The 26,797-nt window shown below is 72.3% G+C and carries 26 protein-coding genes, 1 pseudogene and 1 riboswitch; of the genes and pseudogenes, 20 read left to right on the forward strand and 7 right to left on the reverse strand.

Features of this window, described 5'->3' with window-relative positions:
- Positions 1–113: 113 nt before the first annotated feature.
- The 3 genes and pseudogenes from ACFQ53_RS12180 to ACFQ53_RS12190 form a co-directional block, all read left to right on the forward strand.
- A complete protein-coding gene (locus ACFQ53_RS12180) occupies positions 114–662 on the forward strand; it encodes a type 1 glutamine amidotransferase domain-containing protein (RefSeq protein ID WP_377859992.1) in 549 nt (182 codons plus the stop codon).
- Positions 663–669: 7 nt separating this feature from the next.
- Positions 670–981 (forward strand): putative quinol monooxygenase, encoded by a 312-nt coding sequence (locus ACFQ53_RS12185; protein WP_070500108.1) that lies wholly within the window; start codon positions 670–672, stop codon positions 979–981.
- Between the two features lie 527 nt (positions 982–1,508).
- Positions 1,509–2,306, forward strand: a pseudogene (locus tag ACFQ53_RS12190) (excinuclease ABC subunit A); the annotation flags it as partial.
- Here the strand turns inward: ACFQ53_RS12190 and ACFQ53_RS12195 are convergent.
- Positions 2,288–2,494 carry a LysR family transcriptional regulator gene (locus tag ACFQ53_RS12195; RefSeq protein ID WP_377859994.1) on the reverse strand — a complete coding sequence of 69 codons (207 nt, stop codon included), beginning with the start codon at positions 2,492–2,494 and terminating at the stop codon, positions 2,288–2,290. The pseudogene ACFQ53_RS12190 and the gene ACFQ53_RS12195 overlap by 19 nt on opposite strands.
- Before the next feature lie 15 nt (positions 2,495–2,509).
- Here ACFQ53_RS12195 and ACFQ53_RS12200 point away from each other — a divergent pair, with 15 nt between their 5' ends.
- The 9 genes from ACFQ53_RS12200 (at position 2,510) to ACFQ53_RS12240 (ending at position 11,040) form a co-directional block, all read left to right on the forward strand.
- Positions 2,510–2,752 (forward strand): transposase, encoded by a 243-nt coding sequence (locus tag ACFQ53_RS12200; protein WP_377859996.1) that lies wholly within the window; start codon positions 2,510–2,512, stop codon positions 2,750–2,752.
- Positions 2,753–3,020: 268 nt separating this feature from the next.
- Positions 3,021–3,737: a DinB family protein gene (locus ACFQ53_RS12205; RefSeq protein ID WP_377859999.1), complete on the forward strand. Its 717-nt coding sequence runs from the start codon at positions 3,021–3,023 to the stop codon at positions 3,735–3,737.
- A 71-nt stretch (positions 3,738–3,808) separates the two neighbouring features.
- Positions 3,809–4,564, forward strand: a complete 756-nt coding sequence (locus ACFQ53_RS12210) for a hypothetical protein (RefSeq protein WP_377860043.1) — start codon at positions 3,809–3,811, stop codon at positions 4,562–4,564.
- 39 nt (positions 4,565–4,603) lie between these two features.
- Complete coding sequence (locus tag ACFQ53_RS12215; protein ID WP_377860001.1) at positions 4,604–4,996, forward strand: MmcQ/YjbR family DNA-binding protein; 393 nt, start codon at positions 4,604–4,606, stop codon at positions 4,994–4,996.
- Positions 4,997–5,133: 137 nt separating this feature from the next.
- A complete protein-coding gene (locus tag ACFQ53_RS12220; RefSeq protein ID WP_377860003.1) occupies positions 5,134–6,651 on the forward strand; it encodes an MmgE/PrpD family protein in 1,518 nt (505 codons plus the stop codon).
- 71 nt (positions 6,652–6,722) lie between these two features.
- Positions 6,723–7,667, forward strand: coding sequence for a methylisocitrate lyase (gene prpB, locus ACFQ53_RS12225; protein ID WP_377860005.1), 945 nt, complete (start codon positions 6,723–6,725; stop codon positions 7,665–7,667).
- The gene (locus ACFQ53_RS12230) at positions 7,664–8,857 is read left to right on the forward strand and encodes a bifunctional 2-methylcitrate synthase/citrate synthase (protein ID WP_377860007.1); all 1,194 of its coding nucleotides are present in this window, start codon (positions 7,664–7,666) and stop codon (positions 8,855–8,857) included. The genes prpB and ACFQ53_RS12230 overlap by 4 nt, the downstream gene beginning before the upstream one ends.
- Positions 8,850–9,959, forward strand: coding sequence for an FAD-dependent monooxygenase (locus ACFQ53_RS12235; protein WP_377860009.1), 1,110 nt, complete (start codon positions 8,850–8,852; stop codon positions 9,957–9,959). The genes ACFQ53_RS12230 and ACFQ53_RS12235 overlap by 8 nt, the downstream gene beginning before the upstream one ends.
- A gap of 145 nt (positions 9,960–10,104) precedes the next feature.
- The gene (locus tag ACFQ53_RS12240; protein ID WP_377860011.1) at positions 10,105–11,040 is read left to right on the forward strand and encodes an aldo/keto reductase; all 936 of its coding nucleotides are present in this window, start codon (positions 10,105–10,107) and stop codon (positions 11,038–11,040) included.
- Here the strand turns inward: ACFQ53_RS12240 and ACFQ53_RS12245 are convergent.
- Positions 11,030–11,629 (reverse strand): DUF2087 domain-containing protein, encoded by a 600-nt coding sequence (locus ACFQ53_RS12245; RefSeq protein ID WP_377860013.1) that lies wholly within the window; start codon positions 11,627–11,629, stop codon positions 11,030–11,032. The genes ACFQ53_RS12240 and ACFQ53_RS12245 overlap by 11 nt on opposite strands.
- Before the next feature lie 362 nt (positions 11,630–11,991).
- On the opposite strand from ACFQ53_RS12245, the gene ACFQ53_RS12250 reads away from it, so the two are divergent.
- A complete protein-coding gene (locus ACFQ53_RS12250) occupies positions 11,992–12,348 on the forward strand; it encodes a hypothetical protein (RefSeq protein ID WP_377860015.1) in 357 nt (118 codons plus the stop codon).
- 46 nt (positions 12,349–12,394) lie between these two features.
- Here ACFQ53_RS12250 and ACFQ53_RS12255 read toward each other — a convergent pair whose 3' ends face one another.
- Positions 12,395–12,997 carry a class I SAM-dependent methyltransferase gene (locus tag ACFQ53_RS12255; protein WP_377860017.1) on the reverse strand — a complete coding sequence of 201 codons (603 nt, stop codon included), beginning with the start codon at positions 12,995–12,997 and terminating at the stop codon, positions 12,395–12,397.
- 177 nt (positions 12,998–13,174) lie between these two features.
- Here ACFQ53_RS12255 and ACFQ53_RS12260 point away from each other — a divergent pair, with 177 nt between their 5' ends.
- Positions 13,175–15,205, forward strand: a complete 2,031-nt coding sequence (locus ACFQ53_RS12260; RefSeq protein WP_377860019.1) for a glycosyltransferase — start codon at positions 13,175–13,177, stop codon at positions 15,203–15,205.
- Between the two features lie 4 nt (positions 15,206–15,209).
- On the opposite strand, the gene ACFQ53_RS12265 is transcribed toward ACFQ53_RS12260, so the two are convergent.
- The gene (locus ACFQ53_RS12265) at positions 15,210–16,277 is read right to left on the reverse strand and encodes an ADP-ribosylglycohydrolase family protein (RefSeq protein WP_377860021.1); all 1,068 of its coding nucleotides are present in this window, start codon (positions 16,275–16,277) and stop codon (positions 15,210–15,212) included.
- Between the two features lie 234 nt (positions 16,278–16,511).
- Between ACFQ53_RS12265 and ACFQ53_RS12270 the strand changes: the two genes are divergently transcribed.
- The 6 genes from ACFQ53_RS12270 to ACFQ53_RS12295 all read left to right on the forward strand — a co-directional run bounded on the left by ACFQ53_RS12270 (position 16,512) and on the right by ACFQ53_RS12295 (position 24,476).
- On the forward strand, positions 16,512–17,354 hold the full coding sequence (locus ACFQ53_RS12270) for a hypothetical protein (RefSeq protein ID WP_377860023.1): 843 nt from the start codon (positions 16,512–16,514) through the stop codon (positions 17,352–17,354).
- Positions 17,355–17,492: 138 nt separating this feature from the next.
- Positions 17,493–19,640, forward strand: coding sequence for a M13 family metallopeptidase (locus tag ACFQ53_RS12275; protein ID WP_377860025.1), 2,148 nt, complete (start codon positions 17,493–17,495; stop codon positions 19,638–19,640).
- A gap of 7 nt (positions 19,641–19,647) precedes the next feature.
- Positions 19,648–20,226 (forward strand): hypothetical protein, encoded by a 579-nt coding sequence (locus ACFQ53_RS12280; RefSeq protein WP_377860027.1) that lies wholly within the window; start codon positions 19,648–19,650, stop codon positions 20,224–20,226.
- A gap of 317 nt (positions 20,227–20,543) precedes the next feature.
- Positions 20,544–20,650, forward strand: a riboswitch (TPP riboswitch).
- A gap of 75 nt (positions 20,651–20,725) precedes the next feature.
- Entirely contained in the window at positions 20,726–21,412 is a 687-nt protein-coding gene (locus ACFQ53_RS12285) for an ECF transporter S component (RefSeq protein WP_377860029.1), read from the forward strand.
- Entirely contained in the window at positions 21,409–23,757 is a 2,349-nt protein-coding gene (locus ACFQ53_RS12290; protein WP_377860031.1) for an ATP-binding cassette domain-containing protein, read from the forward strand. The genes ACFQ53_RS12285 and ACFQ53_RS12290 overlap by 4 nt, the downstream gene beginning before the upstream one ends.
- Before the next feature lie 233 nt (positions 23,758–23,990).
- Entirely contained in the window at positions 23,991–24,476 is a 486-nt protein-coding gene (locus tag ACFQ53_RS12295) for an ankyrin repeat domain-containing protein (RefSeq protein ID WP_377860033.1), read from the forward strand.
- Positions 24,477–24,600: 124 nt separating this feature from the next.
- On the opposite strand, the gene ACFQ53_RS12300 is transcribed toward ACFQ53_RS12295, so the two are convergent.
- From ACFQ53_RS12300 to ACFQ53_RS12310, 3 genes are read right to left on the reverse strand one after another with little or no spacing between them, the layout of a single operon-like run.
- Positions 24,601–25,104, reverse strand: coding sequence for a GNAT family N-acetyltransferase (locus tag ACFQ53_RS12300; RefSeq protein ID WP_377860035.1), 504 nt, complete (start codon positions 25,102–25,104; stop codon positions 24,601–24,603).
- Between the two features lie 5 nt (positions 25,105–25,109).
- Positions 25,110–26,189: an Fpg/Nei family DNA glycosylase gene (locus ACFQ53_RS12305; protein ID WP_377860037.1), complete on the reverse strand. Its 1,080-nt coding sequence runs from the start codon at positions 26,187–26,189 to the stop codon at positions 25,110–25,112.
- Positions 26,189–26,695 carry a ribose-5-phosphate isomerase gene (locus tag ACFQ53_RS12310; protein WP_377860039.1) on the reverse strand — a complete coding sequence of 169 codons (507 nt, stop codon included), beginning with the start codon at positions 26,693–26,695 and terminating at the stop codon, positions 26,189–26,191. The genes ACFQ53_RS12305 and ACFQ53_RS12310 overlap by 1 nt, the downstream gene beginning before the upstream one ends.
- Between the last annotated feature and the right edge of the window lie 102 nt (positions 26,696–26,797).

Consider the following 26,797-nt stretch of genomic DNA (forward strand, 5'->3'; position numbering starts at 1 on the left):
GCAACGACGACTGCACGCGAGTCGTCCTGCACCCGAACCACGTTGCCCGGTACGGACAGCGTGCGGCTCGCCCGCACGGGCAGGCCGTCACCTCCCACAGAACGGAGCAGAACATGGCAGACGAACTAGGAGGGAAACGGATCGCGATCCTGGCCGCGGACGGCGTCGAGCGCGTGGAGCTCGAGCAGCCGCGACAGGCTCTTCAGGACGCCGGGGCCACGACCGTGCTGCTCTCGCTGCACGAGGGCGAGATCAAGGCTCGCGAGAACGACCTGGACGAGGCCGGGACATTCCCGGTCGATGCACTGGTGAAGTCCGCCTCGGCCGACGACTACGACGCCCTGCTGCTTCCGGGCGGCACGGTCAACCCCGACCAGTTGCGCGTGGACACCGACGCAGTCGGATTCGTGCGCGACGTCATGGTCGCCGGCAAGCCGGTTGCCGCGATCTGCCACGGACCGTGGACGCTGATCGAGGCCGGTGTCGCGAAGGGTCGGACGCTGACCTCGTACCCGAGCATCCGCACCGACCTGCGCAATGCCGGGGCGAACGTCGTCGACGAAGAGGTGGCGCGCGACGGGAACCTGATCACCAGCCGCTCGCCCGAGGATCTCCCGGCCTTCAACGCCGCGATGGTCGAGCTGTTCAGCCAGGACAAGTGAGGAAACCATGATCAACTCTGCATTGTCGGTCGTCGTGCACGCCAAGCCCGGGAAGGAGCAGGACGTCGCGGACTTCCTCCGCAGCGCCCGTCCCATCGTCGAGCAGGAGGAGGGTACGCGGGCCTGGTTCGCTCTGCAGTTCGACGAATCGACCTTCGGGATCTTCGACGTGTTCCCCGACGACGAGGCCCGCCAGACCCACCTCTCCGGTGGCGTCGGTCAGGCACTCGCCGCACAGGGAGCAGATCTGTTCAGCACAGAACCGAGCATCCAGAACGTCGACGTGATCGCGTACAAGCTGCCCGGCGAGACCGCCTAGAGCATCAGCCTCGATTGACATCGGGGTGCGGCCCCGATCGGCTCCACAGCCGTGGCCACGGCTGTGGAGCCGGTGCACCCCACCGGGCCAAACAGGGGGGCGGCGGTTCCCCGCCAGTAACAGGGGCGGCGGCGTCCGCATGGACAAGGGTGTTTAGGGGCGCCCCCTTTTCCAAACTCCCTGTTTGCACAGGGGGGGGGGCCCCCTATGGGCACCACCCCGGGGCCACGGGCTGTGGAGCCGATCCACCGCACGTGCCAATCCAGGGGAGCTGCTGATCCCGTCCTGAACGAGGCTCGGCGTCGTCCTCTAGGACATGTCTCTTGAGTCGCTTTCATCGACAAGCACAAGGATCGGCACGGCGTCAAGCCGATCTGCACGGTGCTGAAGGGCACCGACGCGCAGATCGCCCCGTCCACCTACTACGCGACGACCGATGACGCCGCACGTATTCCTGAGCTGGAGAAAGAGATTTCGTAGCGGGTGGCCAGTCCTCGTCACTTCTCCACGAGGGCGAAGGAGCACTCGCGATCGCGTCTGGCGTCGAACCGACCTACTCGGGCACCTTCGTCGGTGCGCGCCGGTACGTGCTCGACACGTTCGCGAACACCAAGAGCGACTCGATGAAGCGACGCGTGGCGCAGTTCCTCACGGTCGCTCCCTGCCCCGCCTGCCATGGCAAGCGGCTGAAGCCGGAGGCTCTGTCCGTGACGTTTGAGGGCCTCGATGTCGCAGATCTCTCCGAGCTGCCGCTCGCGGAGCTCTCGACGCTGATCGAAGAGGCAGTCGAGCGGGCCACCGGCGATCTCGACGGGACCGAGACGGCGGGGCAAGCTCTGGACAACGCAGCCCGACGCGACGCTGTGCAGCAGCGCGTCGACGCTGGGGGATTAACCCACGCGGCCGCCCCCGACGTGCGCAAGACACCGAACCACTCGGTGGAGAAGCTGGCCGCGACAGCGCGCCTAGGCGCAGAACTCGTCAACAGACTGCGGCCGATCATCGAGCTCGGTCTGGGGTACCTCTCCCTGGGCCGCACCACCCCCACCCTCTCCGGCGGCGAGCTACAACGACTGCGACTCGCGACCCAGCTGACCTCCGAACTGTTCGGCGTGGTCTATGTGCTCGATGAGCCGTCCGCGGGACTTCATCCGCAGGACGTCAGCGCTCTGCTCGGCATCCTCGACGGGCTCAAGCGCCGAGGCAACAGCCTGTTCGTCGTGGAGCATTCGGTGGACGTGATGCGGCACGCCGACTGGCTGGTCGACATCGGCCCCGGCGCGGGCGAGCGCGGCGGCCGCGTCATCTACAGCGGGCCCACCGAGCGGACCTCGTCGCGGGCGCGTTCGGCCCTGGCCAGCAGGACGTGGGCGTGCTGAAGCAGCACCTCCCCGGCGGGGGTGAGAACCACGCTCCGCGGACTGCGTTCAACCAAGGTGACGTGCAGGTCCCGTTCCAGCGCCTGAATCTGTTGGGTGAATCGACCCGGGTCTGGTGGAGGCTCTGATCTCACGGGAGGATGAGGAGCATGGCAGCACCGAGGAAGTACCCCGATGAGCTTCGGGAGAGGGCCACGAGGATGGCCGTGGACGCGCGACGGGATCCAGCGACGAGGTCGGGAACGTTCCGCCGTGTGGGCGAGCAGCTCGGGATCAATCCCGAGACTCTGAGGAACTGGGTCGTGCAGGCCGAGATCGACGAGGGCCACCGACCCGGGACCACGACCAGCGACGCCGAGCGGCTCGCTGAGCTCCTTGCGCCCACCGCTTGAATCCGCCTATCTGAACACACACCAGGTGTTTCGTCGCAGGTCGGAACCCTGCACTCCTGACAGATCACGCGGGAGGCTACGCCCGCCCCGACAAGGTCGGGCGATCTGCGGTTGCGGCAGGACCGGATCCGCTCCCATGTCGCCCCGGAATCCCGCGGGCGCCGCGCGGGCACGGTCCCCGAGCTGGCGCTTGCTCCCGCCTGGGCCGCGATCTTTGGTCGGATCCATATCCGCCCGGATGTCCGCACCCCGGCGTAGCGTGCCGCGCATGAAGCGATTCCTGGACGAGGATCTGCGGCAGGCCGAGTTCCGAGAATGCGACCTCACCGGCGCGCGCCTGGTGGGCGTGGTGGTGCAGGACGTCGTCATCGACGGCCTGGTGAGCAATCTCGTCGTCAACGGGGTCGACGTCGCCGGGTTCGTCGAGGTCGAGCTCGATCGTCGATATCCGGCCCGCCCGCTGCTGCGCTCCGAGGATGCGGCCGAGCTGCGGCGCGGCGCGCTCGAGGTGCACGAGGGGTGGGCGGAGACGGTGCGCCGTCTGCGCCGATCGCCGGGACTCGAGCACGAGAGCGTCAACGGCGAGTGGTCGGCGCTGCAGACGCTGCGCCATCTGGTCTTCGTCCACGACTCGTGGTTCCGGCGATGCTGCCTCGGATCGTCGGCCCCCTTCACCCCGATGGGTCTGGGCATCGACGGGATCGATCCGCAGGAGCAAGGGCTCGACCCTTCGGCGGATCCGACCCTCCCCGAGGTGCTCGCCGTGAGGGACGCACAGACGGCAGAGCTCGAGACGTGGCTCGGCTCTGCGAGCACCGAGCTACTCGCACAGCCCGCAGCGATCCCCGACAACGACCTCTGGCCGCCGTACGCGCGCGGCCGCTCGGTGCGGCAATGCCTCGGCACCGTGCTCCGGGAGGAGTTCGAGCACCTCCGGTTCTGCGTGCGCGACCTCGACCTGATCGAGCATCCGACGCACGTGTGATCTCTCGGCCGCGCCCGGCACCACGCTCTCCGGTGAGCAGTGCCGTGCCGTACTCTCGCGCCGTGCCCCGCATCCCCTCACCGGCTCAGAGACCCGATGACCACTCCGACGCGCCGCCGCGCTCGAGCCGCTTCCAGCGCCTCGACGGCGCCGCCGTCCGACGCTCGGCGGACGGCCTGCAGAACCGCATCGCCACCCGCTTCCCCGATCGCACCCTGTGGGAGGTCTGCGGCGAGGTGGTCGGGATCGTCGACGAGATCAACGGCGGATCCGGGATCAGCCTGCGCCGGGTGCGGGCGGCCCGTCTGCTCTCGCGCCTGGGGATGATCCTCGTAGCCATCTTCCTGGGCGGTGCCGTCGCGCTCGCGGCCGCCGAGGTCGTGACCTCGGGCGAGGCTGTCGGCCCGCTGGACCTGCTGCCGCTGATCGAGACGATCATCAACGACCTCGTGTTCGGCGGCATCGCCGTGTTCTTCCTGTACTCGGTGCCCGAGCGGATGGAGAGGGCGCGGGTGCTGAGGATCCTGCACCGACTGCGCTCGCTCGCCCACGTGATCGACATGCACCAGCTCACCAAGGTCCCCGAACGGCTCGAGCGCGGCTCCCGGCAGCAGGGAGGCATGGACCTGGACCGCGCGGACCTCACCAGGTACCTCGACTACTGCACGGAGATGCTGTCGCTCGTGGGCAAGAGCGCGGCCCTTTTCGCGGAGGACACCTCCGACGGCGAGGTCCTCGATGCCGTCGAGGGCATCGAGACGCTCACCTCGGACATGGCGCGCAAGGTGTGGCAGAAGATCGGGATCATCCAGCAGCAGGGAGCGTGACGCGCGGGCGGCTCCGCGGGGGCCATGGACAATGGTGTGATGGATGGCGAAACCCTGCAGGATGTGGCCCGGGCGCGTGCCCTGGAGCTGCCGGCCGCGCACATCAGCCGGCCCTTCGGCCCGGAGGCGGAGGTCGCGAAGGTGCTCGGCAAGATGTTCCTGCTCCAGGCAGAGGTGCAAGGGACACCCGCCGTCGTGCTCAAGGCAGAGCCGCGAGATTCCGAGGCGCTGCGCTCGGTGCATGCGGACATCACGCCCGGCTACCACATGAACAAGCGGCACTGGATCACCCTGTGGCCGGGCGGAAGCACGGATGCCGGGTTCGTGAGGGAGCTGGTGACCGACTCCTACCTGCTGGTCGTCGAGACCCTCCCCCGCGCGCAGCGGCCGATCGATCCGCATGCGTTCCTCGCGAGCGGACGGGACGGCTGAGCCCCTGAGCGGCTGAGCACACCCATCGAGAGCTCCGCCGGGCACGCTCACCATCCGCCGGGCGCCGTCGTCATCCGCAGGACGTCGCCATGGGGTATACACGGGGAAGCCCCGGATTCCGCTCCTGAGAGGACCCCATGCACGACATCGATGTCCGCGTCCACCGCTCCGAGGAGAACCTGCCGCGCGAGGAGCAGCTCGCCTGGCAGATGGCGGAGGTCGCCGCGGACCCCGTCGGCCTCGAGCCCGCCGTGCAGGAGATGATCCAGAACAGGATCATCGACAACGCGTCCGTCGCGATCGCCTCCCTCTCCCGCGGTCCGATCGTCGCCGCGCGTGCCCAGGCCCTCAGCCATCCCGTCTCGCGCGGCGGGGTGGGAGCGACGCTTTTTGGGACCAGCGAGCGCACCTCCCCTGAATGGGCCGCCTGGGCCAACGGGGTCGCCGTGCGCGAGCTCGACTTCCACGACACCTTCCTCGCCGCCGAGTACTCCCACCCCGGGGACAACATCCCGCCGATCCTCGCGGTCGCCGAGCACACCGGCGCCTCCGGCGCGGACCTGCTGCGCGGCATAGCGACCGGCTACGAGCTGCAGGTGGACCTCGCCCGCACGATCTCCCTGCACGCCCACAAGATCGACCACGTGGCACACCTCGGGCCGTCGGCCGCGGCGGGGATCGGGACGCTGCTGGGACTGGGCACGGAGACGATCTTCCAGGCCATCGGCCAGTCCCTGCACACCACCACCGCGACCCGGCAGTCCCGCAAGGGCGAGATCTCCACCTGGAAGGCGCACGCGCCGGCCTTCGCCGGGAAGATGGCCGTGGAGGCCGCCGACCGCGCCATGCGCGGCCAGACCTCCCCCGTCCCGATCTACGAGGGAGAGGACGGGGTGATCGCCTGGCTGCTCGACGGCCCAGACGCCCGCTACGCAGTCTCCCTCCCCGCGCCCGGCGAGGCCAAGCGGGCGATCCTGGACACCTTCACCAAGGAGCACTCGGCCGAGTACCAGGCGCAGGCCTGGATCGACCTCGCGCGCCGCCTCCACGAGACCCATCCCGAGTCCGCGGACCCCGAGCAGGTCGAGGCGATCCTCATCCGCACCTCCCATCACACGCACTTCGTGATCGGGTCGGGAGCGAACGACCCCCAGAAGTACGACCCGTCGGCCTCCCGGGAGACCCTCGACCACTCGATCCCCTTCATCTTCGCCGTCGCCCTGCAGGACGGCGACTGGCACCACGTCGACTCCTACGCGCCCGAGCGCGCCGGCCGGCCCGACACCGTGGCCCTGTGGCGGAAGGTCACCACGACGGAGGATCCTGAGTGGACGCGCCGCTACCACTCGCTGGACCTGGCGGAGAAGGCCTTCGGCGGCGCCGTCGAGATCACGATGAAGGACGGCCGCGTGATCCGCGACGAGATCGCGGTCGCGGACGCCCACCCCCAGGGCGCCCGTCCCTTCGCCCGCGAGCAGTACGTCCGGAAGTTCCGCTCGCTCACCGCAGACCTGGTCGAGGACGCAGAGGCCGACCGCTTCCTGCAGGCCGTCGACGACCTGCCCGAGATCCCTGCGGGGCAGCTCGGCAGGCTCGCGATCCGGGCGGCCGACGGGGTCATGGATCCCTGGGCCGGCCCGTCCGGACTGTTCTGAGGAAGACTGCACTGATCCGAGGAAGACCGCAGTGTTCGGAGGAAGACTGCTCTGAGGAAGGGAAGGCGCTGATGCTCTACTCGACGAAGACACCCGCGAGCAAGCGCGAGGACCTGCGCGCTCTGCTGCGCCCGGGGGCCGCGCAGCCTTTCCCGGGCGCGTTCACCCCGCTCTCGGTGCGCATGATCCAGGAGCAGGGCTTCCCGGGGGTGTACATCTCCGGCGCGGTGCTCGCGAACGAGCTGGGGCTGCCGGACATCGGCCTGACCACGCTCACCGAGGTCGCCGCCCGCGGCGCCCAGATCGCCCGCACCACCGACCTGCCCTGCCTCATCGACGCGGACACCGGCTTCGGCGAGCCGATGAACGTGGCCCGCACGATCCAGGAGCTCGAGGACGCGGGGCTGGCGGGCTGCCACATCGAGGACCAGGTCAACCCCAAGCGCTGCGGCCACCTCGACGGCAAGGCCACCGTGGACACCGCGACCGCCGTGCAGAGGATCCGCGCCGCGGTCGACGCCCGACGCGATCCGGACTTCCTGGTGATGGCACGCACGGACCTGCGCGCCGGCGCCGGGCTCGACGCCGCGATCGAGCGCATGCGCGCCCTCGTGGACGCGGGGGCCGACGCGATCTTCCCCGAGGCGATGGCGGACCTCTCCGAGTTCGAGGCCGTGTGCAGAGCGATCGACGTGCCGGTGCTCGCGAACATGACGGAGTTCGGGAAGTCGCCGCTGTTCACCAGGGAGCAGCTCGCGCAGGCCGGCGTCGCGCTCGTCATCTACCCCGTGACGCTGCTGCGCACCGCGATGGGGGCGATCGAGCGCGTCCTGCAGTCCATCCGCGTCGAGGGGTCCCAGGCATCCCACGTCGACGAGATGCTCACCCGTGCGCGGCTCTACGACCTCGTGGACTACGAGGCCTACAGCAGCTTCGACGCCGGCATCTTCGACTTCGAGGTGCCCGGCGCGAACGACAGCGATGTCAACGACGACGACCACAGGAGCGAGTCATGAGCCCGAGCAGCCAGAGCGAGAGCGGCAAGAACCCGTCGGACGGCCCGGAGATCCACCGCGGGCTCGCGGGCGTGGTCACCGACGTCACCGCGATCTCGAAGGTCAACCCCGAGACCAACTCCCTGCTCTACCGCGGCTATCCGGTGCCGCAGCTCGCCGCGACCCAGCCCTTCGAGGCCGTCGCCCATCTGCTGTGGACCGGTGAGCTGCCCACCGCTGCCGAGCTCGAGGAGGATCGCGCCCACGAGCGCTCCCACCGCGCTCTCGCCCCCGAGGTGAAGGCGGCCCTGGACTCCCTGCCCACCACCTGCCATCCGATGGACTCGGTGCGCACCGCCGTCTCGGTGCTGGGCGGCCTCGAGCCCACCGCGCAGGACGACTCGCCCGCCGCGGAGCGCGAGAAGGCCCGGCAGCTGCTCGCGCAGCTCCCCGCCGTCATCGCCTACGAGCAGCGGCGGCGGCGCGCCGAAGGGCCCACCGAACCGATCGCCCCGCGCGAGGACCTCGACTACTCCCAGAACTTCCTGTGGATGACCTTCGGGGAGGAGGCGGCGCCCGAGGTCGTCGATGCCTTCCGCGTCTCGATGGTGCTCTACGCCGAGCACTCCTTCAACGCCTCGACCTTCACCGCACGCGTGATCACCTCGACGCTCTCCGACCTCCACTCGGCGGTCGTCGGCGCGATCGGCGCCCTCAAGGGCCCGCTGCACGGCGGCGCCAACGAGGCCGTCATGCACACCTTCGAGGAGATCGGGATCCGCCCCGAGGAGACCGAGGCGGAGGCGAAGGCGCGCGCCAAGGACTGGATGGACGACGCCCTCGCGCAGAAGAAGAAGGTCATGGGCTTCGGTCACCGCGTCTACAAGAACGGCGATTCGCGCGTGCCCACCATGAAGCAGGCGCTCGACGCGATGATCGACCACGTGGGCCGCCCGGAGATCCTCGGCCTCTACAACGGGCTCGAGCAGTCGATGGACGAGGCGAAGTCCATCAAACCCAACCTCGACTACCCCGCCGGGCCGACGTACCACCTGATGGGCTTCGACACCGAGATGTTCACGCCGCTGTTCATCGCCTCGCGGATGACCGGGTGGACCGCGCACATCATGGAGCAGCGGGCCGCGAACGCGCTGATCCGCCCGCTCTCGGAGTACGTCGGCCCCGAGGAGAGGCCGGTCCCGGGTGCATGATGCCCGCCGCGGGTCCTCGTCCGCGAGGCCCGAGCGCTTCCGGCGGGTTCTGCGCATCCGGATCCTCGGCGCAGGTGTCGCCGGAACAGCGGCGGCGGCCCTCCTCGCGGCCGCCGGCCACGAGGTCGAGCTGATCGACGAGGACTTCGCGCAGCCGGCGCTGGGGACCTCTCTCGCCCTGTTCCCGCCGGCCCAGCGGGTGCTCGAGCGGATCGGCGTCCTCGACGCCGTGACAGCAGGAGCGACGGCCCCGCGCGAGGGACACCTGGTGGGGCGCGGAGGCCGAGTGCTCGCGACCCTGCCCTCGGGCGATGCACTGCTGGTGCCGCGCCCGCACCTGCTCGCCTGCCTGCGTGGAGCGCTGCCGAACGAGGTACGACGGCGACGGATGCGCGTCCAGGACGTGCGTCCGTTGCGGCGCGGCGCCGACGTGCTCGTGGGCGCCGATGGACTGCACTCGCTGACCCGGCTCTCCGGCTGGGGCGAGGGAGCCCGGGCCCGTGGGCACGGGATGACGATCCTGCGCGGCATCACCCCGCAGGTGCCGCCGGAGATCTCGGAGACCTGGGGCGGCGGGTGGCTGTTCGGCATCACGCCGCTCACTGGGGGCGGCACCAACTGGTTCGCGTCCGTGCCCGAGCACCGAGCCCCCGATCGCGAGGGAGACCTCGCGCACCTGCGGAGCGTCGTGGGCGGCGCACGGGCGTCGATCGATGCCGTCCTCGAGGCGGCTGTGCCCGCACGCACGACGGTGCACGGCCTGTTCACCGTCCCGCCGGTGCGGCCCGTGCGCGGGGACGTGGTGCTGATCGGCGACGCCGCGCACGCGATGGCACCGAACCTGGGACACGGGGCGAACACGGCGCTCTCGGACGCGGCAGCCCTCGCCACGGCGCTCGACGGCGCGCGGCGCATCCGCCCCGCCCTGGCCCTGTACGCCGCTCGGCGGCACCTGGTCGACCAGGGCTGGAGGCTCGGCTCGGAGGTCATGCTGCACGCCGGGATGGCCGACGGGCTCGCGGGAAGGCGGGACACGGTGCTCGGCGTGGCCGGCCGCGTCCTCGCCCGCCGCTCCCGCGGGGACAAGGAGGCCGTCCTCTGAGACCCGTCGGCCCGTCGAGTCCGCGCTGAGTCCCGCCGGCCCGTCATGTCGTCCCGTGAACACCCCTCGGACGCATGTCAGGTCAGCGTCCTATCGTCGGCGGTGACGCATCAGCATTCACCTCTCGACATCGCAGGAGATGCACATGACCCACGATCTCATCGGCGACCTGCCCCTCGTCCTCGGCGGCAACACCTTCGGCTGGACCAGCGACGAGGACGAGTCCTTCGCCGTGCTCGACGCCTTCCTCGCCGCCGGGGGCCGCCAGATCGACACGGCCGACGTCTACTCCGCGTGGGCACCGGGCAACGACGGCGGCGTCTCCGAGGCCGTGATCGGCCGCTGGCTCGCCGCGCGCGGCACCCGGGACCAGGTCGTGCTCGCCACGAAGGTCGGCTCGCTCGCCTCCCGCAAGGGTCTCGCGAGGGAGAACGTCGAGGCCGCCCTCGAGGACTCCCTCGCCCGCCTGCGCACCGACCGTGTGGACCTCTACTACGCCCACTTCGACGACGAGACGCAGTCCCCCGCCGAGCTCGCCCGCACCTTCGACTCCCTGGTGCGCGCCGGGAAGGTGGGCGCCATCGGCATCTCGAACCTGTCCCCCGAGCGCCAGCGCGCCTGGATCGAGGCGGCCCGCGCCGAGGATCTGACCGTGCCCGTGGCCATCCAGGTGCAGTACTCCCTCGCCCATCGCACGGACGTCGAGAACGGCTACGGGCAGGTCGTCGACGCGAACGACCTCGCGCTGTTCAGCTACTTCTCCCTCGCCGCCGGCCTGCTCACGGGCAAGTACCGCTCGGCGGCAGACCTCGAGGGGGTCGCCCGCGGCGCCCAGCTCACCGACTACGGCACGCCCGAGGGCTTCGCTCTCGTGGACGTCCTCGTCGACGTCGCCGAACACCACGACGCGGAGCCGACGGCCGTGGCCCTCGCCTGGCTGCGCGCGAAGGGTGTGACCGCTCCGGTCGCCTCCGCCCGCACCACCGCCCAGCTCCCGGCGCTGGTCGCCGGGGCCACGCTCGAGCTCGCGGCCGAGGACGTCGCCGCCCTGGACGAGGCCTCCGCGCCGTTCACGCGCTGATCGTGGGGTCCGCGGGGCCCGCGGGCTCGGCCGGTTCCGCGGGCTCGGCCGGTCGCGTGGGCTCAGCGGACTCGGAGGACGAGCCCGTCTCGTCCTCGAGCGTCCCGGAGAGGAAGCGCGGCAGCCAGACGGCCTCCCAGTCGCTGACCTCCTGGGCCATGTTGCCCACACGGGCCGGCGGCGCGGCCGGCAGCCAGTAGGCGCCCACGCCGTCGCGCTCGAGGTACCCGTAGTCGACGAGCTCGCGGCGCAGGTATGCGACGTCCTCGTGGACGGGCCGCAGGATGTCGCCCACGTCGGCCTCGGTATAGACCTCCCCGGGGGCGAAGCGCGCGAGCAGCTCGAGCAGCACCGAGAGGCGCGTCGTGCGCTTGGCGGGGATGCGCTCGAGCACGCCGCCGATGAGGAACGGGCGGATGAGCTTCTCGTGGTGCGCGCGCGCCGCCGCGGGATCGGGCGTCGGGGCGGCGATGCGCTCAGGGCGGGTCGCGGCCTGCGCGAGCAGCGCGGCGCGGGCCGCCGTGAAGTTCTCGCCGGTGCGCTCCATGCGGGCGCGCACGAGCTTCTTGAAGTCGGAGGAGCGGGTCATCGGATCACCTCTGCCGCCATGGCATCCCCAGCCTGCGTCGGCGGCGCGATGCCTCGACGATGATCGGTCCGGATCCGAGGATCTGCTCCCCTTCGCCCCGAGGGCGCGGGCTGGGGCCGACGCCGGGCTGGGCGGTGGATCGCCGCCGGGAACACCCTAACGGATCGCGTCGATCCCGGGACGCGTGCACCGTGCGGACGGGGTGACCGCTGCGGCGACGACGGCGGTGGCGATGGCGATCGCGGCGGCGATATCGGCGGTGATCGAGGGCGCAGGACGGTCGAACGTTCGTTCGTCCCACCCCTCTCCTAGTCTCCGAGGACCGTTGCCGCCGGCGCCGCCGGAGGCGGGAAGGAGCAGTCATGGACACCGTCGGTCATCCTGGATCCCGGGTGCGCACCGTCCATCCCGAGCGGACCGCGCGCCGTGAACGCGACCGCATCCGCGCGGGGCTCCTGCTGAAGGCGCCCGGCCTCGAGCGACGCATCGTGGAGACCTCGAGCGGATCGCTGCTGGTGCGGTTCCCGGCCGCGCCGGCCGCCGCGGGAAGTGCTGGCAGCGTCGACGGGATCGAGATCGGGAGGCTCCCCGACCGGGGAGACGCCTCGTGGGTCGTGGTGGTGCGTCGCCAGGATCGCGCGAGCGTGCGGCGCTGCGCGACCGTGGAGCAGGTGGTGCGCTCGGCGCTGATCGGACTGCGGTCGGCTCGCGCCGCGTGAGTCCTCCCCGGGGGCCACGGCCCCTGACGGGCCACGGCCCCATGCCTCAGCTCAGGCGGCGGGCCAGCGTCGAGATGACGTGCCAGTGCTTCTTCGCGGAGCTGTAGGAGCGGCCGTCCTCGTTGCGGACCTCGCGGTCCAGCACGCGGAAGCCGCGGAACATCTCACCGATCTCCTGGGCGCTCAGGGTCGCGATGTCCTCGCGCTCGGCCCAGCTGTCCGACTCGCCGAACAGATCCACGGCGATGACGCCGCCGATCTTCAGGGCTCCGGTGAGCTTCGGCCAGATCTCGCGCAGACCGTCCGGGCCCAGCATCGGCAGGGCGTAGGCGGAGTAGACGACGTCGGCCGCGGGGAACTGCTCGACGTCCCGCGCATCCATGTGATGGAAGTTGATGCGACCGGTCATGCGCTCGTTCTCGACGAGGCGCTGCGTGAGCGTGTCATCGGTGTCGTAGGCGTGGACGGTCAATCCGCGGCGCGCGAACTCGAGCGCGTCGGCGCCACCACCGGCGCCGATGTCGATCGCGATCTTCCCGGGCCCATCTCCGCCCGCGGCGTGCACAGCTTGCGTCACGACCCGCCGGGCGGGACGCGCCGCAGCACTGGCGTTGTATGCGTGCCAGTCGATCGTGGGGGCGGTGTCCATGCAGTTCAGGGTATCGACCTTCATCCAACATTCAATATGACAGAGGCCTGGCGCACACCTGTTTCGTCACCAGCGAACACCAGGAGGCCTCTGCGCCGGTTCCCAGGGGCAGATGCGGCGTGCGCCCTGCGCGGTCGCGCACTCCGCGGGAGCCCATCCACTCCTAGGATGATGTACATGTCAACCACGCCGCTGCGCCTGCTGCTCGTCTCGCTGCACACCTCCCCGCTCGCAGTGCCCGGCAGCGCCGATGCCGGCGGCATGAACGTGGTGGTCCTCGAGCAGGCGCGCGCCCTCGCCGCGGCCGGCCACCAGGTCGACATCGTCACCCGCCGCAGCGATCCCGACGCGCACGCGATCAGCTCGGTCGCCCCGCGCCTGCGTCAGGTCCTGCTGCACGGCGGCCCCGCGACGCCGCTCGCCAAGAGCGCCATGGAGCAGGCCATCGAGCCGTTCTCCGCGGACCTCGAGCGCCTCGTGTCCGACGCCGAGCAGGCCGGGGAGCCGTACTCCCTGATCCACTCGCACCATTGGTTCAGCGGCGTGGCCGCGCTCCCCGTCGCCCATCGTCATCAGCTGCCCCACCTGCAGTCCTTCCACTCCGTCGCGGCCCCGGAGGGCTCGACCACGCTGGGCGCCGGAGAACCCGCCGAGTCCGCGGGCCGCATCCCCGGCGAGCGCCGCACGGCGAGGGAGTCCCAGCTGGTCATCGCCGTCTCCCAGGCCGAGGCCCGCACGGTCCGCGAGCGCTACGGGGTCCCCTCGGACCGCGTGCTCGTGGTCCCGCCCGGCGTGGACACCGCGCGCTTCCATCCCTCGCCCCTGAGCGCCCGCGAGCGTCTGGAGGAGCCCACGATGCTGTTCGCCGCGCGGCTGCAGCCCCTCAAGGCGCCGGACCTCGCCCTCGACGTGCTCGCCCGGCTCGACGCGTCCTTCGCCGCGCGACTGGTGCTCGTGGGCGCCGCCTCGGAGGACTTCGCGGCCTATCGCGCGGAGCTCGAGGAGTCCGCCCGCTCGCTCGGCCTCGCCGACCGCGTCTCTTTCGCCGGCTCCATGGACCAGGACGAGCTCGCCGCCCGCATGCGCGAGGCCGCCGTCCTCCTGCTTCCCAGCTGGTCGGAGACGTTCGGGCTCGTCGCCCTCGAAGCGCAGTCCAGCGGCACCCCGGTGGTCGCCTGGGACCGCGCGGGCGGTGTGCAGGAGGCCGTGGGCCCCGGCAGTCGGCTGATCGCCGGTCGCGACCCCGACGTCTGGGCCGAGGCCGTCGAGTCCCTCATCGGCGAGGAGGCCGCTTTCCAGGAGGCCTCGCGCGCCGTGCGCGCCTTCGCCGAGACCCGCACCTGGCAGGCGTGCGCCCATCACCTCGAGCGGATCTACCGGGCCGTCGTCCACGGCGGCGCCGCCCGCGGCCCGTCGGACCCCTGGCACCTGGTGCGCACCGCCGGCACCGTGCTGGCCGTGCACGCCCATCCCGACGACGAATCGCTCGCCACCGGTGCGCTGCTGGCCGATCTCTCCTCGCGCGGCACCCGCGTCGTGGTCGTCACGGCGACCCGTGGTGAGGAGGGCGAGGTCGTCCCCGGGGCGATCGCCGAGGACGGCGAGCGCCCGCTCGAGGAGGTCCGCGCCCAGGAGGTGCGCCGTGCCCTCGGGGCGCTGGGCGTCGATGAGCACCACATGCTCGGCGAGGCCCCGGCCCTGGCCGAGGGCGCCGCACCCCGGAGCTACCGCGATTCGGGCATGCGCTGGGTGCGCGAAGGCGTCGCCGGCCCGTCGGAGAGCGCGGGGCCGACGACCTTCACCCATCAGGATCTCGACCAGGAGATCGCGGATCTCTCCGCGCTCATCGCGCACGTGCGTCCCGACGTGATCCTCGGCTACGACGACCAGGGCACCTACGGGCACCCCGACCATCTGCGCGCGCACGAGGCGACTGCCGGGGCGGCGCGCGCGCAGGGCGTGCCGTTCGTCGAGGTCGCGAGCGAGCCCGACCCCGAGGCCGTGGCCGGCGGAGAGCCCTTCGCCTTCCGCGACCAGCCGGGCTCGGCGTCCGCCCTCGGCGCCGCGCTGCGCGCCTATCGCACGCAGCTCACGGTGGTCGGCGAGCTCGAGGGCGTGCCGGGAGGTGTGCGCGTGCGACACGTCGGGGGTCAGATCCAGGACGTGCCGCTGCGCACCGGTCTGCGGATCCCGGCCGAGAGCGAGTGACCTCTCAGCCGGTTGCGCCGGACGGGCAGCGGCGCTGCTCGGCCGGGGCCACCACGCGCTCGACGAGGCTCTCGAGCTCGGCGACCTCGTAGCCGGGCCAGCCGAACATCTCGCGCCGCCATTCCGGCGGCACGGACTTGGGGCCGAGCGCGGCGCCCGCCAGCGCGCCGGTGATGCACGCGACGGTGTCGGTGTCGTAGCCCGCGCGGACCGCCGAGGTGAGCGCGTCCACGAGGGCCGCGCGTCGGGCGAAGCGGTCCTCGGGCAGGGGCAGCACGCTGTGCACCGCCGACCATGCGGCCTGGAAGGCGGCCACCACCCAGCCGTTGCGCGGGAAGTCGACGGGGCGCGCCGACTCGGCCTCCTCGATGCGCTCCCGCCAGAGGTCGCGGCGGTCCTCCGGGAGGCGGTCGAGGGCCACGCGCACGTCGATCTCGCCGCTCAGGATCGCGTGGCGCACCGCGAAACCCCACAGCACGCATGCCTCGACCGCGTCGGGGTGGACGTGGGTGAGGCGGCAGATCGTGCGGATCGCGTCCTCGGTGTCCTCGTCGGAGGAGAAGAGATAGGGCAGCACGCTCGCATGGGCGCGCATGAGCGCGGCGTTGCCCGCGACCCGCGGGAGGTCGCGGTGGGCGTCCTCCGCGGCCTGCTGGAGATCGCTCGCATGGGGCATGGAGTGCCCGGCGCTGCGGGCCACGTCGGCCGCGCGGCGCATGACGGTCGAGGTCAGGGCTCCGATGTCGGGGGTGCCCATCGACCAGGCGTACCACTCGCGCGCGATCTGATCGAGGGCGGACGCCGTGCGCAGGTCATGGGTGCCGGGCGTCGCGGCCGCAGCCTCGAGCACGACGATCGCCATCGAGGTGTCGTCGGTCCACTCCGCCTCGCCCCATTCCAGGACGCCGCCGCCGATCATGCCGACGTCCTCGCTCGGGGCGATGGGGCCCTGGAACTCGTACGGTGCGCCCAGGGCATCGCCCGCGGCCGCCGCGACCACCGCGCCGATGGCGCGCTCGAGGACGTCGCCGTCCGAGGTCCGGGCGTCGTCGCAGGGCTGGTCGCGGGTCACGGGGACATGTTTCCACACGACCATGGGCCATGTCCGGGAGAATGTCCGGTCCCCGGACGCCCATGCCCCCTGGTGGGGAGAACCTCACACGGACATGACGAACGCCGGCTCCGGGACGTCGCGCACCAGCGCATCCGCACCGACGCCCGGTGTTCCGCCCGCCTCCTCGAGCGGCCTGCCACCAGCGGAGCACCAGGCACGGCCGATACAGTGGAGCGACTTCGAAGGAGCCCCATGACCACCTCGTCCTCCCCGTCCTCCGCCGCGGATCCCGAGGCCCCCGCCGAGGCCGCCTCCTGCAGCAGCGACCCGCACGGCTCGGACCCCCACGACCACACCGGGCACGACCATCCGCCCACCGGCGCGGAGATCGTCAACGCGCTCGTGCGCGGACTGTCGATCGTCTCGCTCGTGATCCCCGCGGTCGCGGTCGCCCTCGTGCTCATCTGCCTGCCCGCGACGCCCTCGACGCCCCTGCCGCTCGTGCTCGGCATCGCCCTCGGCGCCCTCCAGCTCATGGTCGTCGTGATCACCAGCATGTTCGTCTCGAAGGTGCAGAGGCGCCTCGCGGTCAACCCCGGACCGATGGCGGTGCGCTCGACCGTCGAGGAGGTGCTGCGCCTGGCCGCGGTGCTCTTCGCGGGGCTGCTGTGGCCCTCGGAGGCCGTCGGCCCCATGGGCATCTGGCTCGGGCTCGGCGCGGCGCTGGTCTGGATCGTCCTGGCCACCGCGCAGACGGTGAGCGCACGGCGCCGGATCGCCGCGCCCTCCGCGTGGGCGACCGAGGCCGTCGGCACCTTCCTCACAGAGAAGGTGAGCGTGCCCCGCTCGATGGTGCTGCGCGTCCTGGACGTCGTGGGCACCGCGCTCTTCCAGATCGGTGCGACCGTGCTGATCGTGCTCTCCCCCGTGCTCACGATCGGCACCATCGTGCTGTCGATCGCGACGGGCCTGTCCACCCTGATCCTGCAGCGCCGCAGCCCGGGCGAGCGCACGCACACCCTGTGGGCGTACGCGCCCTTCGGGATCGGCGTGCTCACCGCCGCGCTCGCGCTGCTGGGACTGTCCACCCTCTGATCCACAAGATCGGGTCGGCCCACGGCGCGCGGAGCGCGTCAGCCATCGACCCGGCCGGCGGGAGCGGCGTCGCTTCGCCGCCCCCGCGCCCGTCCCACCGCCCGGCCCGACGCCGCCCTCCCCGACGAAGGAGTCACCATGACCGATGCCGTCCCCTCCGACAGCGCCACGACCGCAGCACCGACCGGCTCCGAGGTCCGCTCGGGCCTGGACCGCAGCGGTGTCGAGGACTCGATCCGCGTGCAGGACGACCTGTTCGGGCACGTCAACGGCGCCTGGCTCGCGGAGCACGAGATCCCCGCCGATCGCGCCTCCGACGGGGAGTTCCGACGCCTGCGGGACCTTGCGGAGGAGCGCGTGCGCGCCATCGTCGAGGAGGCCGCCGAGGATCCCGAGCTCGCTGACCTGCTCGCGGCGGGCGATGCTCCGGAGACGGATCGTGGACGCGTGGGCCTGCTCTACCGGCTGTTCATGGACGAGGACGCGGTCGAGGCCGCCGGCGCCGCACCGCTCGCACCGATGCTCGAGGAGGTCGCGTCCACGACCTCGCTCGCGGACCTGGTGCGCCTGCTCGCCTCCCCCGTGGCCGGCACCAGCGCCCTGCACGCCTACGTGTGGACGGATGACGACGACTCCTCCCGCTACCAGGTGAAGCTGCACCAGGGCGGGCTGGGCCTGCCCGACGAGTCCTACTACCGCGAGGGTTCCTACGCACCGATCCGCGAGGCGTACGTCGGCCACCTCGCACGTCTCGCCGATCTCGCCTCCCTGCCCGGCCGCGAGGGCCTCGTCGCCGGGGACTCGAGCGACCTGGCCCGCGCGGTCATGGACTTCGAGACGCGGCTCGCGGCGTGCCATGTGGACCGGGTGCGCCTGCGCGACAGCGAGAAGTCGAACAACCCGATGGACGCCGCGCAGCGGGAGGCCCTCGCCCCCGCGTTCCCCTGGGACGCCTACGTCGAAGGCACGGGCGCGCCGGCGGGCGCCTTCGACGTGGTCTGCGTGAGCCAGCCCGAGTTCGTCGAGGCCGTCGCCCCGCTGCTCGCGGCCGAGGACCTCGCCGTGCTGCGCACCTGGGCCGCCCTGCACACCGTCGGCGCCTTCGCCCCGTACCTCTCCTCGGCCTTCGTCGAGGAGGACTTCGACTTCTCCGGTCGCACCCTCTCCGGCGCCGAGCAGCTGCGCGAGCGCTGGAAGCGCGGCATCTCGCTGGTCGAGGGGGCCGTGGGATTCGCGATCGGACAGGACTACGTGGCCCGGCACTTCCCGCCGCACCACAAGGCGCGCATGCAGGAGCTCGTCGGCGCGCTGCTGGACGCCTACCGGGAGTCGATCTCGACGCTCGAATGGATGACGCCGGGCACCCGCGAGAAGGCCCTCGCCAAGCTCGAGCTGTTCACCCCGAAGATCGCCTATCCCGACGTGTGGCGCACCTACGACGGCCTCGTGCTCGACCCCCACGACCTCGTCGCCTCGGTCCGCGCCGCCCGCGCGCACGACGCCGCCCACGACTTCGCGAAGCTCGCCGGGCCCGTTGACCACGACGAGTGGCACATGACCCCGCAGACGGTCAACGCCTACTACAACCCGGGCGCGAACGAGATCGTCTTCCCCGCCGCGATCCTCGAGCCGCCGTTCTTCGACGCCGAGGCCGAGGACGCCGTGAACTTCGGCGGCATCGGCGCCGTGATCGGCCACGAGATCGGGCACGGCTTCGACGACCAGGGCTCGAAGTACGACGGCGAGGGCAACCTGCGCTCGTGGTGGACCGACGAGGACCGCGAGGCATTCGAGCAGCGCACCCGCGCGCTCATCGACCAGTTCGACGCCCTCACCCCGCGCGTGCTGCGCGAGCAGGCGGAGGTGAAGGCGACTGGCGGGGACGACGCGGTCGGCGCGGATGGCGCAGACGGTGAGGACGGCGAGGTCATCGGCGGCGACGAGCTGCCCCATGTCAACGGAAGCCTCACGATCGGCGAGAACATCGGCGACCTGGGCGGCCTCACCATCGCGATCAAGGCCTACCTCGCGCGCTCCGGCGGGAACCCGCCGCGGATGGACGACCTGAGCGGCCTGCAGCGCGTCTTCTGGTCCTGGGCCACGGTGTGGCGCGCGAAGTCCCGCGCGCAGGATGCGGCGCGCATGCTGGCGATCGACCCGCACTCCCCCGCCGAGTTCCGCTGCAACGCGATCGCGAGCAACCTCGACGCCTTCCACGCGGCCTTCGACGTGCGCGAGGACGACGCGATGTACCGCGCGCCCGAAGACCGCGTGAGCATCTGGTGAGGACACCGTGAGCAGGCCGGAGGCGCCCTTCCACGTGGGGCGGACGACTCCCGGCGCGGTGGGCTGGACCCGCATCGGCATGAGCGCCGCGATCGGTGTCGGCATCGCCGGGTACGCGATCGCTTGGGCGCGCGGCGAGACGGTCGTGCTGGGCCTGGTGCTCGCCCTGGCCGTGCTCGTGTACGCCTTCTGGTCGTGGATGCGGCTCGCCACCCGGTTCGTGGTCGACGGCGACGGGCTGACCGTAGGCCTCGGCGGGTTCCTGCCGCGCCCCGCCTGGCCCGTCGCCGACTTCCGCGCCGTGCAGCTGCGCCGCATCCCGGGCGAAACGCTCGGCGTGACGGTGGGCGGGCTCGGCTGGCGCCGCGGGCGCGTGCTCGCGCCGGACCGCGGGACCCTCGAGGCCCTGCCCGGGCGCAAGGTCTTCACCACCGGCGAGCAGCAGTCCGCGTACCGCCTGATGGTCTCCCGTCCCGGCACGCTCGTGGAGATCATCGGCCGGGAGGGCACGAGCTTCCTGCTCTCGCCCGACGATCCCCGCGCCGCGGCCGAGGCGATCGACCAGGCCATCCGCGCGCGCCGCTGATCCGCGGGGCGGCCCGTCGGCGGCCCTTCGGCGGCCCTTCGGCGGCCCGTCGGCGGCCCGTCGTCCCGTGAGAAGTACGAAACGGTTGCCATGAGCGCTCTTGGCAACCGTTTCGTACTTCTCGTGCTCGTTCGGGAGCCGGATGCGACTCGGCCGTCGGGCCCCGCCGCCTCATACAGGTCCGCTGCGGTCTCCCGGCGCCGGCCCCGACGCCGCCCCAGCCCCACCCGGCGCGGCGCGGCCCGGCGCGGCCCGGGCGATCTGGCGCACACACCGAGGGCGCTCCGACGGCGCCGCGCGATATCATCGACGCTGACATCCACAGACAGGGGAGCACCGCAGAGGTGCTGAGAGTGCGCACCGAGCGCAGACCCTCGAACCTGATCCGGTTCAGACCGGCGTAGGGAGTCGGGATTCTTCTGCGATGTCCGCCGCGCCGGGTGCCTGCATCCGGGGCCGACGGGCCTCGCGGCCCCTTCCGCATCGGAAGGAGAACCAGATGTCGACCAGCTCCACCCCCGCCGCCCCCTCCGGGCGCGCCGAGAAGACCACGCAGGCCCGCGCGTCCTCGGCATCGACGGGCCAAGCCCTCGCACGTCGGCCGCTGCTGGCCTATCGCACCGTGGACCTCGTGCTGACGGTCGCGATCGGCGTCGTCTTCGCCTTCGTGTTCCTCGCCTGGGGGCAGGTGTACACGCTGTTCACACCTCTGCAAACCGTCCTGCCGCCGTCGGTGGGCCTGCTCGCGGGCGTGTGGTTCCTGCCCGCGCTGGTGGCCATGCTCATCGTGCGCCGTCCCGGCGCGGCCGTGCTGGCCGAGGTCATCGCCGCCGTCCTCGAGATGGCCCTCGGCGGACAGTGGGGCATCGGCACCGTGGTCAGCGGCCTGCTGCAGGGCGGAGGCGTCGAGATCGCGTTCCTCGTCACCGCCTACCGCCGCTTCACCCTGCCCGTGGCGATCGCCGGCGGCGTGCTCTCGGGGATCCTCGAATGGGTCTACGAGCGCTTCTCCTACTACCCCGAGTGGTCCTGGGCCTCGGCCTGGGCGCTGCTGGGCTTCTTCATCGTCTCCGCGGCGCTGCTGTGCGGGGTGCTGGGATGGCTGATCGTGCGCGCCCTCGGCGCGACCGGCGCCCTGAGCGCCTTCCCGGCCGGGCGCCAGTGGGGACGGCGGTCGCGCGCATGAGCGCGGGGGCGACGGTGATCGGGACGGGCTCCGGGGCCGACGGGGCGCGCGGCGACGCGTCCCCCGCCGGAACCGGTCCCGTATCCGGCGCCGCCGTGGCGCTCGGCCTCGACGCCGTCACCTGGACACCGTCGACCCGCTCCCGGCCGACGGTCGACGACCTCACCCTGAACATCCCCGCCGGTCAGCGCGTGCTGCTCACGGGTCCCAGCGGCGGGGGCAAGTCGACGGTGCTCCGTGCCCTCACGGGCCTGCTGGACACCAGCACGGGCGACCTCTCGGGCGAGGCCCCCGGCCCCACCCGTCCGGGCGAGCGCGGCCTGCTCCTGCAGCAGCCGCTGCACGCCCTGATCGGTGGCAGCGCCGGCCGAGACGCAGCCTTCGGTCCCGAGAACGCAGCGCTGGACCGCGAGGAGATCCAGCACCGGGTGACCTCCGCCCTGCACGTCGCGCACGCCGGAGTGGACGCCGCGGCCTCGCCGTGGGATCTCAGCGGAGGGCAGCAGCAGAGGCTCGCCCTCGCCGGCTCCCTTGCCCTGGATCCCGGTGCGCTGCTGCTGGACGAGCCGCTGAGCATGCTCGATCGGCCGACGGCCCGCGAGGTCCGCGCCGCGATCCTGGACGCGGTCGGTGATCGCACCCTGGTGGTCGCCGACCACGACGCCGACGGCTGGACCCCGCACGTGGACCGCGTCATCGTGCTCGGAGCGCAGGCGCACGTCCTGGCCGACGGCTCCCCTGAGGACGTGCTCGACGCGGCCGATCCGGCGGGTGCGACCGGTCCGGCGGGTGCGCCTGATCCGGCGGTGACGCCTGATCCGGCTGCCACCCCCGTCCCGGCGCGCGGATCCGACGCACCCGGCCAGGCGGTGCTGTCGCTCTCGCAGGTCGCAGTGGCGCGGCGGCGACGACGGGACGAGGCCCGGGGGAAGGAGGCCATGGGTTCTCCTCTGCTCGACGCCCTCGACCTGGACGTCCCCTCCGGAGCTCTCGCCGTGCTCACCGGGCCGAGCGGCAGCGGCAAGACCACGCTGCTGCGCACGATCCTGGGCCTCGCCGATCCGCTCGGCGGACACCTCGAGGGCCCTGAACCCTCGAAGATCGCCTACGTCCCGCAGGAGCCCGAGCACTCCTTCGTCTCGCGGTCCGTGCGCGAGGAGGTCACCGCCTCGCCGTGGGCGCGCGACCCCGACCTCGCCGAGAGCCTGCTGGGTCGCGCCGACCTCGCACACCTCTCGGACGCTCAGCCGTTCGAGCTCTCCGGAGGTGAGCAGCGCCGCCTCGCGATCATCGCCGCCCTCGCCCAGGAACCCGCCCTGCTCGTGCTGGACGAGCCGACCGTCGGCCTCGATCAGGAGCGTCGCGCCCAGCTGCTCGCCCTGCTCGAGGAGGCGACCGGACGAGGCTGCGCGGTGCTGGCCGCGACGCACGACCCGGGTCTCGTCGCCCGCGGGGACGTGCGCCTGGACCTCGCGGAGCACGTGAGCACGGGCGACGACGACGCGCTCCCCGCCGCCCCGGAGTCGGCTGTGCCCGGCGCCGCGCTCGATTCAGTATCGGCACCGGCATACGACACCACCCTTCGCCCGCCACGTCGTCCCCGTCCTGCGCCTGCTGACGCGCTCAATCCGCTGACCACGATCGTGATCGCCGCGGCGGCTGCCGTCGGCTCCTTCGCGATCGACCGCTGGCAGCTGGGGCTCCTCGCGTGCCTGCTGGTGGTGGTCCTCGCACCGCTCGCCGTGCGCGGGGTCCGGAGCACGGCGCTGCGTCTGGTCCCGATCGTGCTCGCGGCGGTCGGCCTCTGCTGGTCCACGGTGCTCGCCTCTCCCCTGCCCGTGCTGTCCGGGACCACCTGGCTGCTGGGGCTCAAGGAGGCCCTGCGGATCGGTTACTTCGTGGCTCCCGGCGTGCTGATCTTCGCCTCCCTCGACCCGACCCGGCTGGGAGACGCCCTCGGCGGGAGGCTGCGTCTGCCCGGTCGGCCGGTCGCGGCGAGCGTCGCGGGACTCGTGCGGGCCGGGCTTACGGCCGACGTCTGGGAGCGGATCATGACCAGCCGCCGCCTGCGCGGCCTCGGGGCGCGGCGCGACCTTCGCCATCCGCTGCAGTCGACGGCGGCGCTCGTGCGGCTGCTCGCCTCGTGCACCCTCGCCCTCCTGGTCGGCGCGGTGCGGGGCACCGAGCAGCAGGCGCTCGCGATGGATGCCCGTGGTTTCGCGACCGCGCAGCACAGGACCTGGGCGCTGCCCAGCCCGTTCACGAAGCGCGACCTCGTGGGGCTCGCCGTCGCCGTGCTCCTGCTCGCGGCGCCCTGGCTGCTGCGGACGGTGATCGGCGGCTGAGGGGCTGGCTCCGACGGGACGGCCAAGGACCCTCTTCGACGTCGACGCGGCCCCGGGGCCCGTCCGCGGCGGGCAGAGGTCCGCGAACATCCCCTGCACCGAAGACCTCGGAGATCGCGCGGGCGGATGCCTGCGATCTCCCCCGCGCCGCTCGCCTCCCGCCCAGCGGGCCCTCGGCCGCGGATGACGATCCGTGTGGTGGTCGCGTCGGGTGGGCCTCTACCCTGGTGCGCATGACTTCCGACGCCGAGCAGCCCGAGCCCCCGCAGCCCGACACCTCACAGCCTGCCTCCGCGCAGCCCGCATCGCCGCTGACCACCGAGGAGCAGGACGAACAGGTGCTCGCCCTGGCCCGGAGGATACTCGACGATGCCCGTGAGGGCCGAGGCGACGCCCTGCTGCCGCTGCTGGATCAGGGGGCGCCGGTCGCCATGCGGGACTCGCGGGGGAACTCGCTGCTCATGCTCGCCGCCTACCACGGGCACGCGGACCTGGTGCGTGAGCTCGCCGCGCGCGGTGCGGACGTCGATCAGCTCAACGACCGCCAGCAGTCGCCGCTCGCGGGCGCCGTGTTCAAGGGGTACGACGACGTGGTGTCCGCGCTCCTGGATGCCGGGGCGGATCCCGATGCGGGCACCCCGAGCGGTCGTGACTCGGTCGCCTTCTTCGGTCGGGAGGAGATGGGCCGGCTCATCGAGGAGAAGTCGCCGCGCGGCTGAGCGCAGGCCCTGTCCGGCGCACACCGCTCAGGCCCGACGGCCTGCTTCCACGATCTTCGCGCGGGTCAGGATGGGGCGCACCCAGGCTGGGGCGCACACATCCGCCCCTCCCACTGCGCGCGGACTAGTCCCGCGGGTGCAGGTAGCGCATCGGCACGTGCTCGATGCCGGCCTCGAGGAACAGTGGGCCGGTGGTCTCGAACCCCATGCTCCCGTACCAGCGCTCGAGGTACGCCTGGGCGCCGATCTCGACGACCGCCTCCGGTGCGATCTCGCGGGCCACGTCGAGGGCCGCGCGCACGAGTCGCCGGCCGAATCCGTCGCGCCGACGATCCGCGCGCACCGCCACGCGGCCGATGTGCACGGTGCCGTCGGGGTCGCGCAGGATCCGCAGCTGGGCGACCGGCTGGCGCTCGAGCCCTCCGGTGACGTGCTCCGCGTCCGGCGCCTCGATCCACAGCAGCACCGTGGAGGGCTCGAGCTCGCGGCCGTCGAGGTCGGCGTCGTCGGCGTGCTGCTCGAGGGTGAAGACGTCCTGGCGGAGCTTCGCGAGCAGATAGACGGTGCGCGGATCGATCTCCTGCAGGTGGGCGCGGCGCAGCACGCCGCCCGTCTCGGGGTCAGGCATGCCCATCACCGTAGTTCTCCGTCCTGCGGATCCGCCCAGGCGGCGGCGGGGTGCTCCGTGGTCCAGCTCGCGCGGCGCGAGCGCCGGGTCTGGCAGCGGGGGCACCAGAAGACCGTGCGTCCGGCGAGGTCCGTCGACCGGATCGCGGCCCCGCACAGACGGCACGGCAGCGTCTGCCGGTGGTACGTGTAGAACGACTGCTCGCGGGGCACGACGCTCGGGTCGTCATCCCCGTTCTGCCCCGTCGCGCGGGTGCGCTCCTGGATGACCGCCTCGATCGCGCGGTGCTCGGGCTCGGTGGTGACGATGCGGCCGGTCCGCGCGCCGTACCGCATGAGCGGCACCAGATCGTCCCAGATCCCGCGCACCATCCCCGCGGTGAGGTCCTTGCCGGGCACGAAGGGGTCCAGGCGGGCGCGGAACAGCGCCTCCGCCCGATAGATGTTGCCGACCCCGGCGATGACCTCCTGGTTCATCAGCAGCACGCCGATCGACGTGCGGGAGCGCCGCACCCTCTCGACGAAGCGCTCGGGGTCCGCGTCCTCGCGCAGCGGGTCCGGTCCCAGCCGCTCCAGCACGGCGGCGCGGCCGTCGGCGTCGAGGATCTCGCAGGCGGTCGGCCCGGTGAGATCGGCGAGCCCGTGGGGGCCGGCGATGCGCAGGCGCGTGGTGGGGCGCGGAACCAGGCGGCGCCAGTCCTCCGTCGCGGCGTCGTGCAGGTCGTATCCGTCGGCCGCTCCCGAGCCGCCGCCCTGTCGGGTCTCCCGCTCGCCGATCCGCACCCGGGGCGCGCCGATCGCGTGGGCGAGCGCGAAGCCCTCCTCGCCCGCGAAGGTCCACGAGCCGTAGAGGCCCAGGTGCACGCGCACCCAGCGGGTCACCGGGTCGGTGACGTCGACGGACTCCTCCGGGGTGAAGGCGATGAGCAGCTGCTTCCCGGCGGCCTCGGCCCCGGCCAGCACCCAGCCGTCGATGCTCGCGGCCTCGGGGAAACGTCCCTGCGGGCTCGAGGTGCGCACGCGGCGTCCGCCGAATCCCGCCGTGAGCGCGGAGGCGAGCCGGTGGACCGTGTGGCCCTCGGGCATCAGGCGCCGGCGGAGCCGGAACCGGCCGCGGAGTCCTCGTCGGCCGACGAGTCGTACCCGCCCGTTTGCTCGTAGAGGCCCACGAGGTCGATGCGCCGCTGGTGGCGCTCGTCGCCGCTGAAGGGCTCGGCGAGGAACAGGTCGATGAGATGCTCGAGCTCCTCCTCGGTGTGCTGGCGCGCCCCCACGGAGATCACGTTGGCGTCGTTGTGCTCGCGGGCGAGCTTCGCCGTGTCCTCGTTCCACACCAGGGCGGCGCGCACGCCGGGCACCTTGTTCGCGGCGATCTGCTCGCCGTTGCCGGAGCCGCCGATGACGACGCCCAGGCTGCCGGGCTCGGCGACGACGGCCTCGCCGACGGCGGTGCAGAACGGCGGGTAGTCGTCGAGCTTCTCGAAGGTGTGGGCGCCGTGGTCGGTGACCTCGTGGCCCTTCGCGGTGAGGGAGTCCACGAGCCGGTTCTTCAGCTCGAAGCCGGCGTGGTCTGTGCCGATGTGCACGTGCATGGAGGGAGAGCCTTTCAGGGGGTCGGTCGGAGCCGGGGACGGGGGGGGGGGGGGGGGCGGCCCCGCCCCCCCCCGGGCGGGGGGCAGGGGAAATGGGGGCCG

Origin of the sequence: Brachybacterium sp. NPDC056505 (assembly GCF_042794925.1) — a bacterium.
In the GTDB taxonomy this organism is placed as follows: domain Bacteria; phylum Actinomycetota; class Actinomycetes; order Actinomycetales; family Dermabacteraceae; genus Brachybacterium; species Brachybacterium kimchii.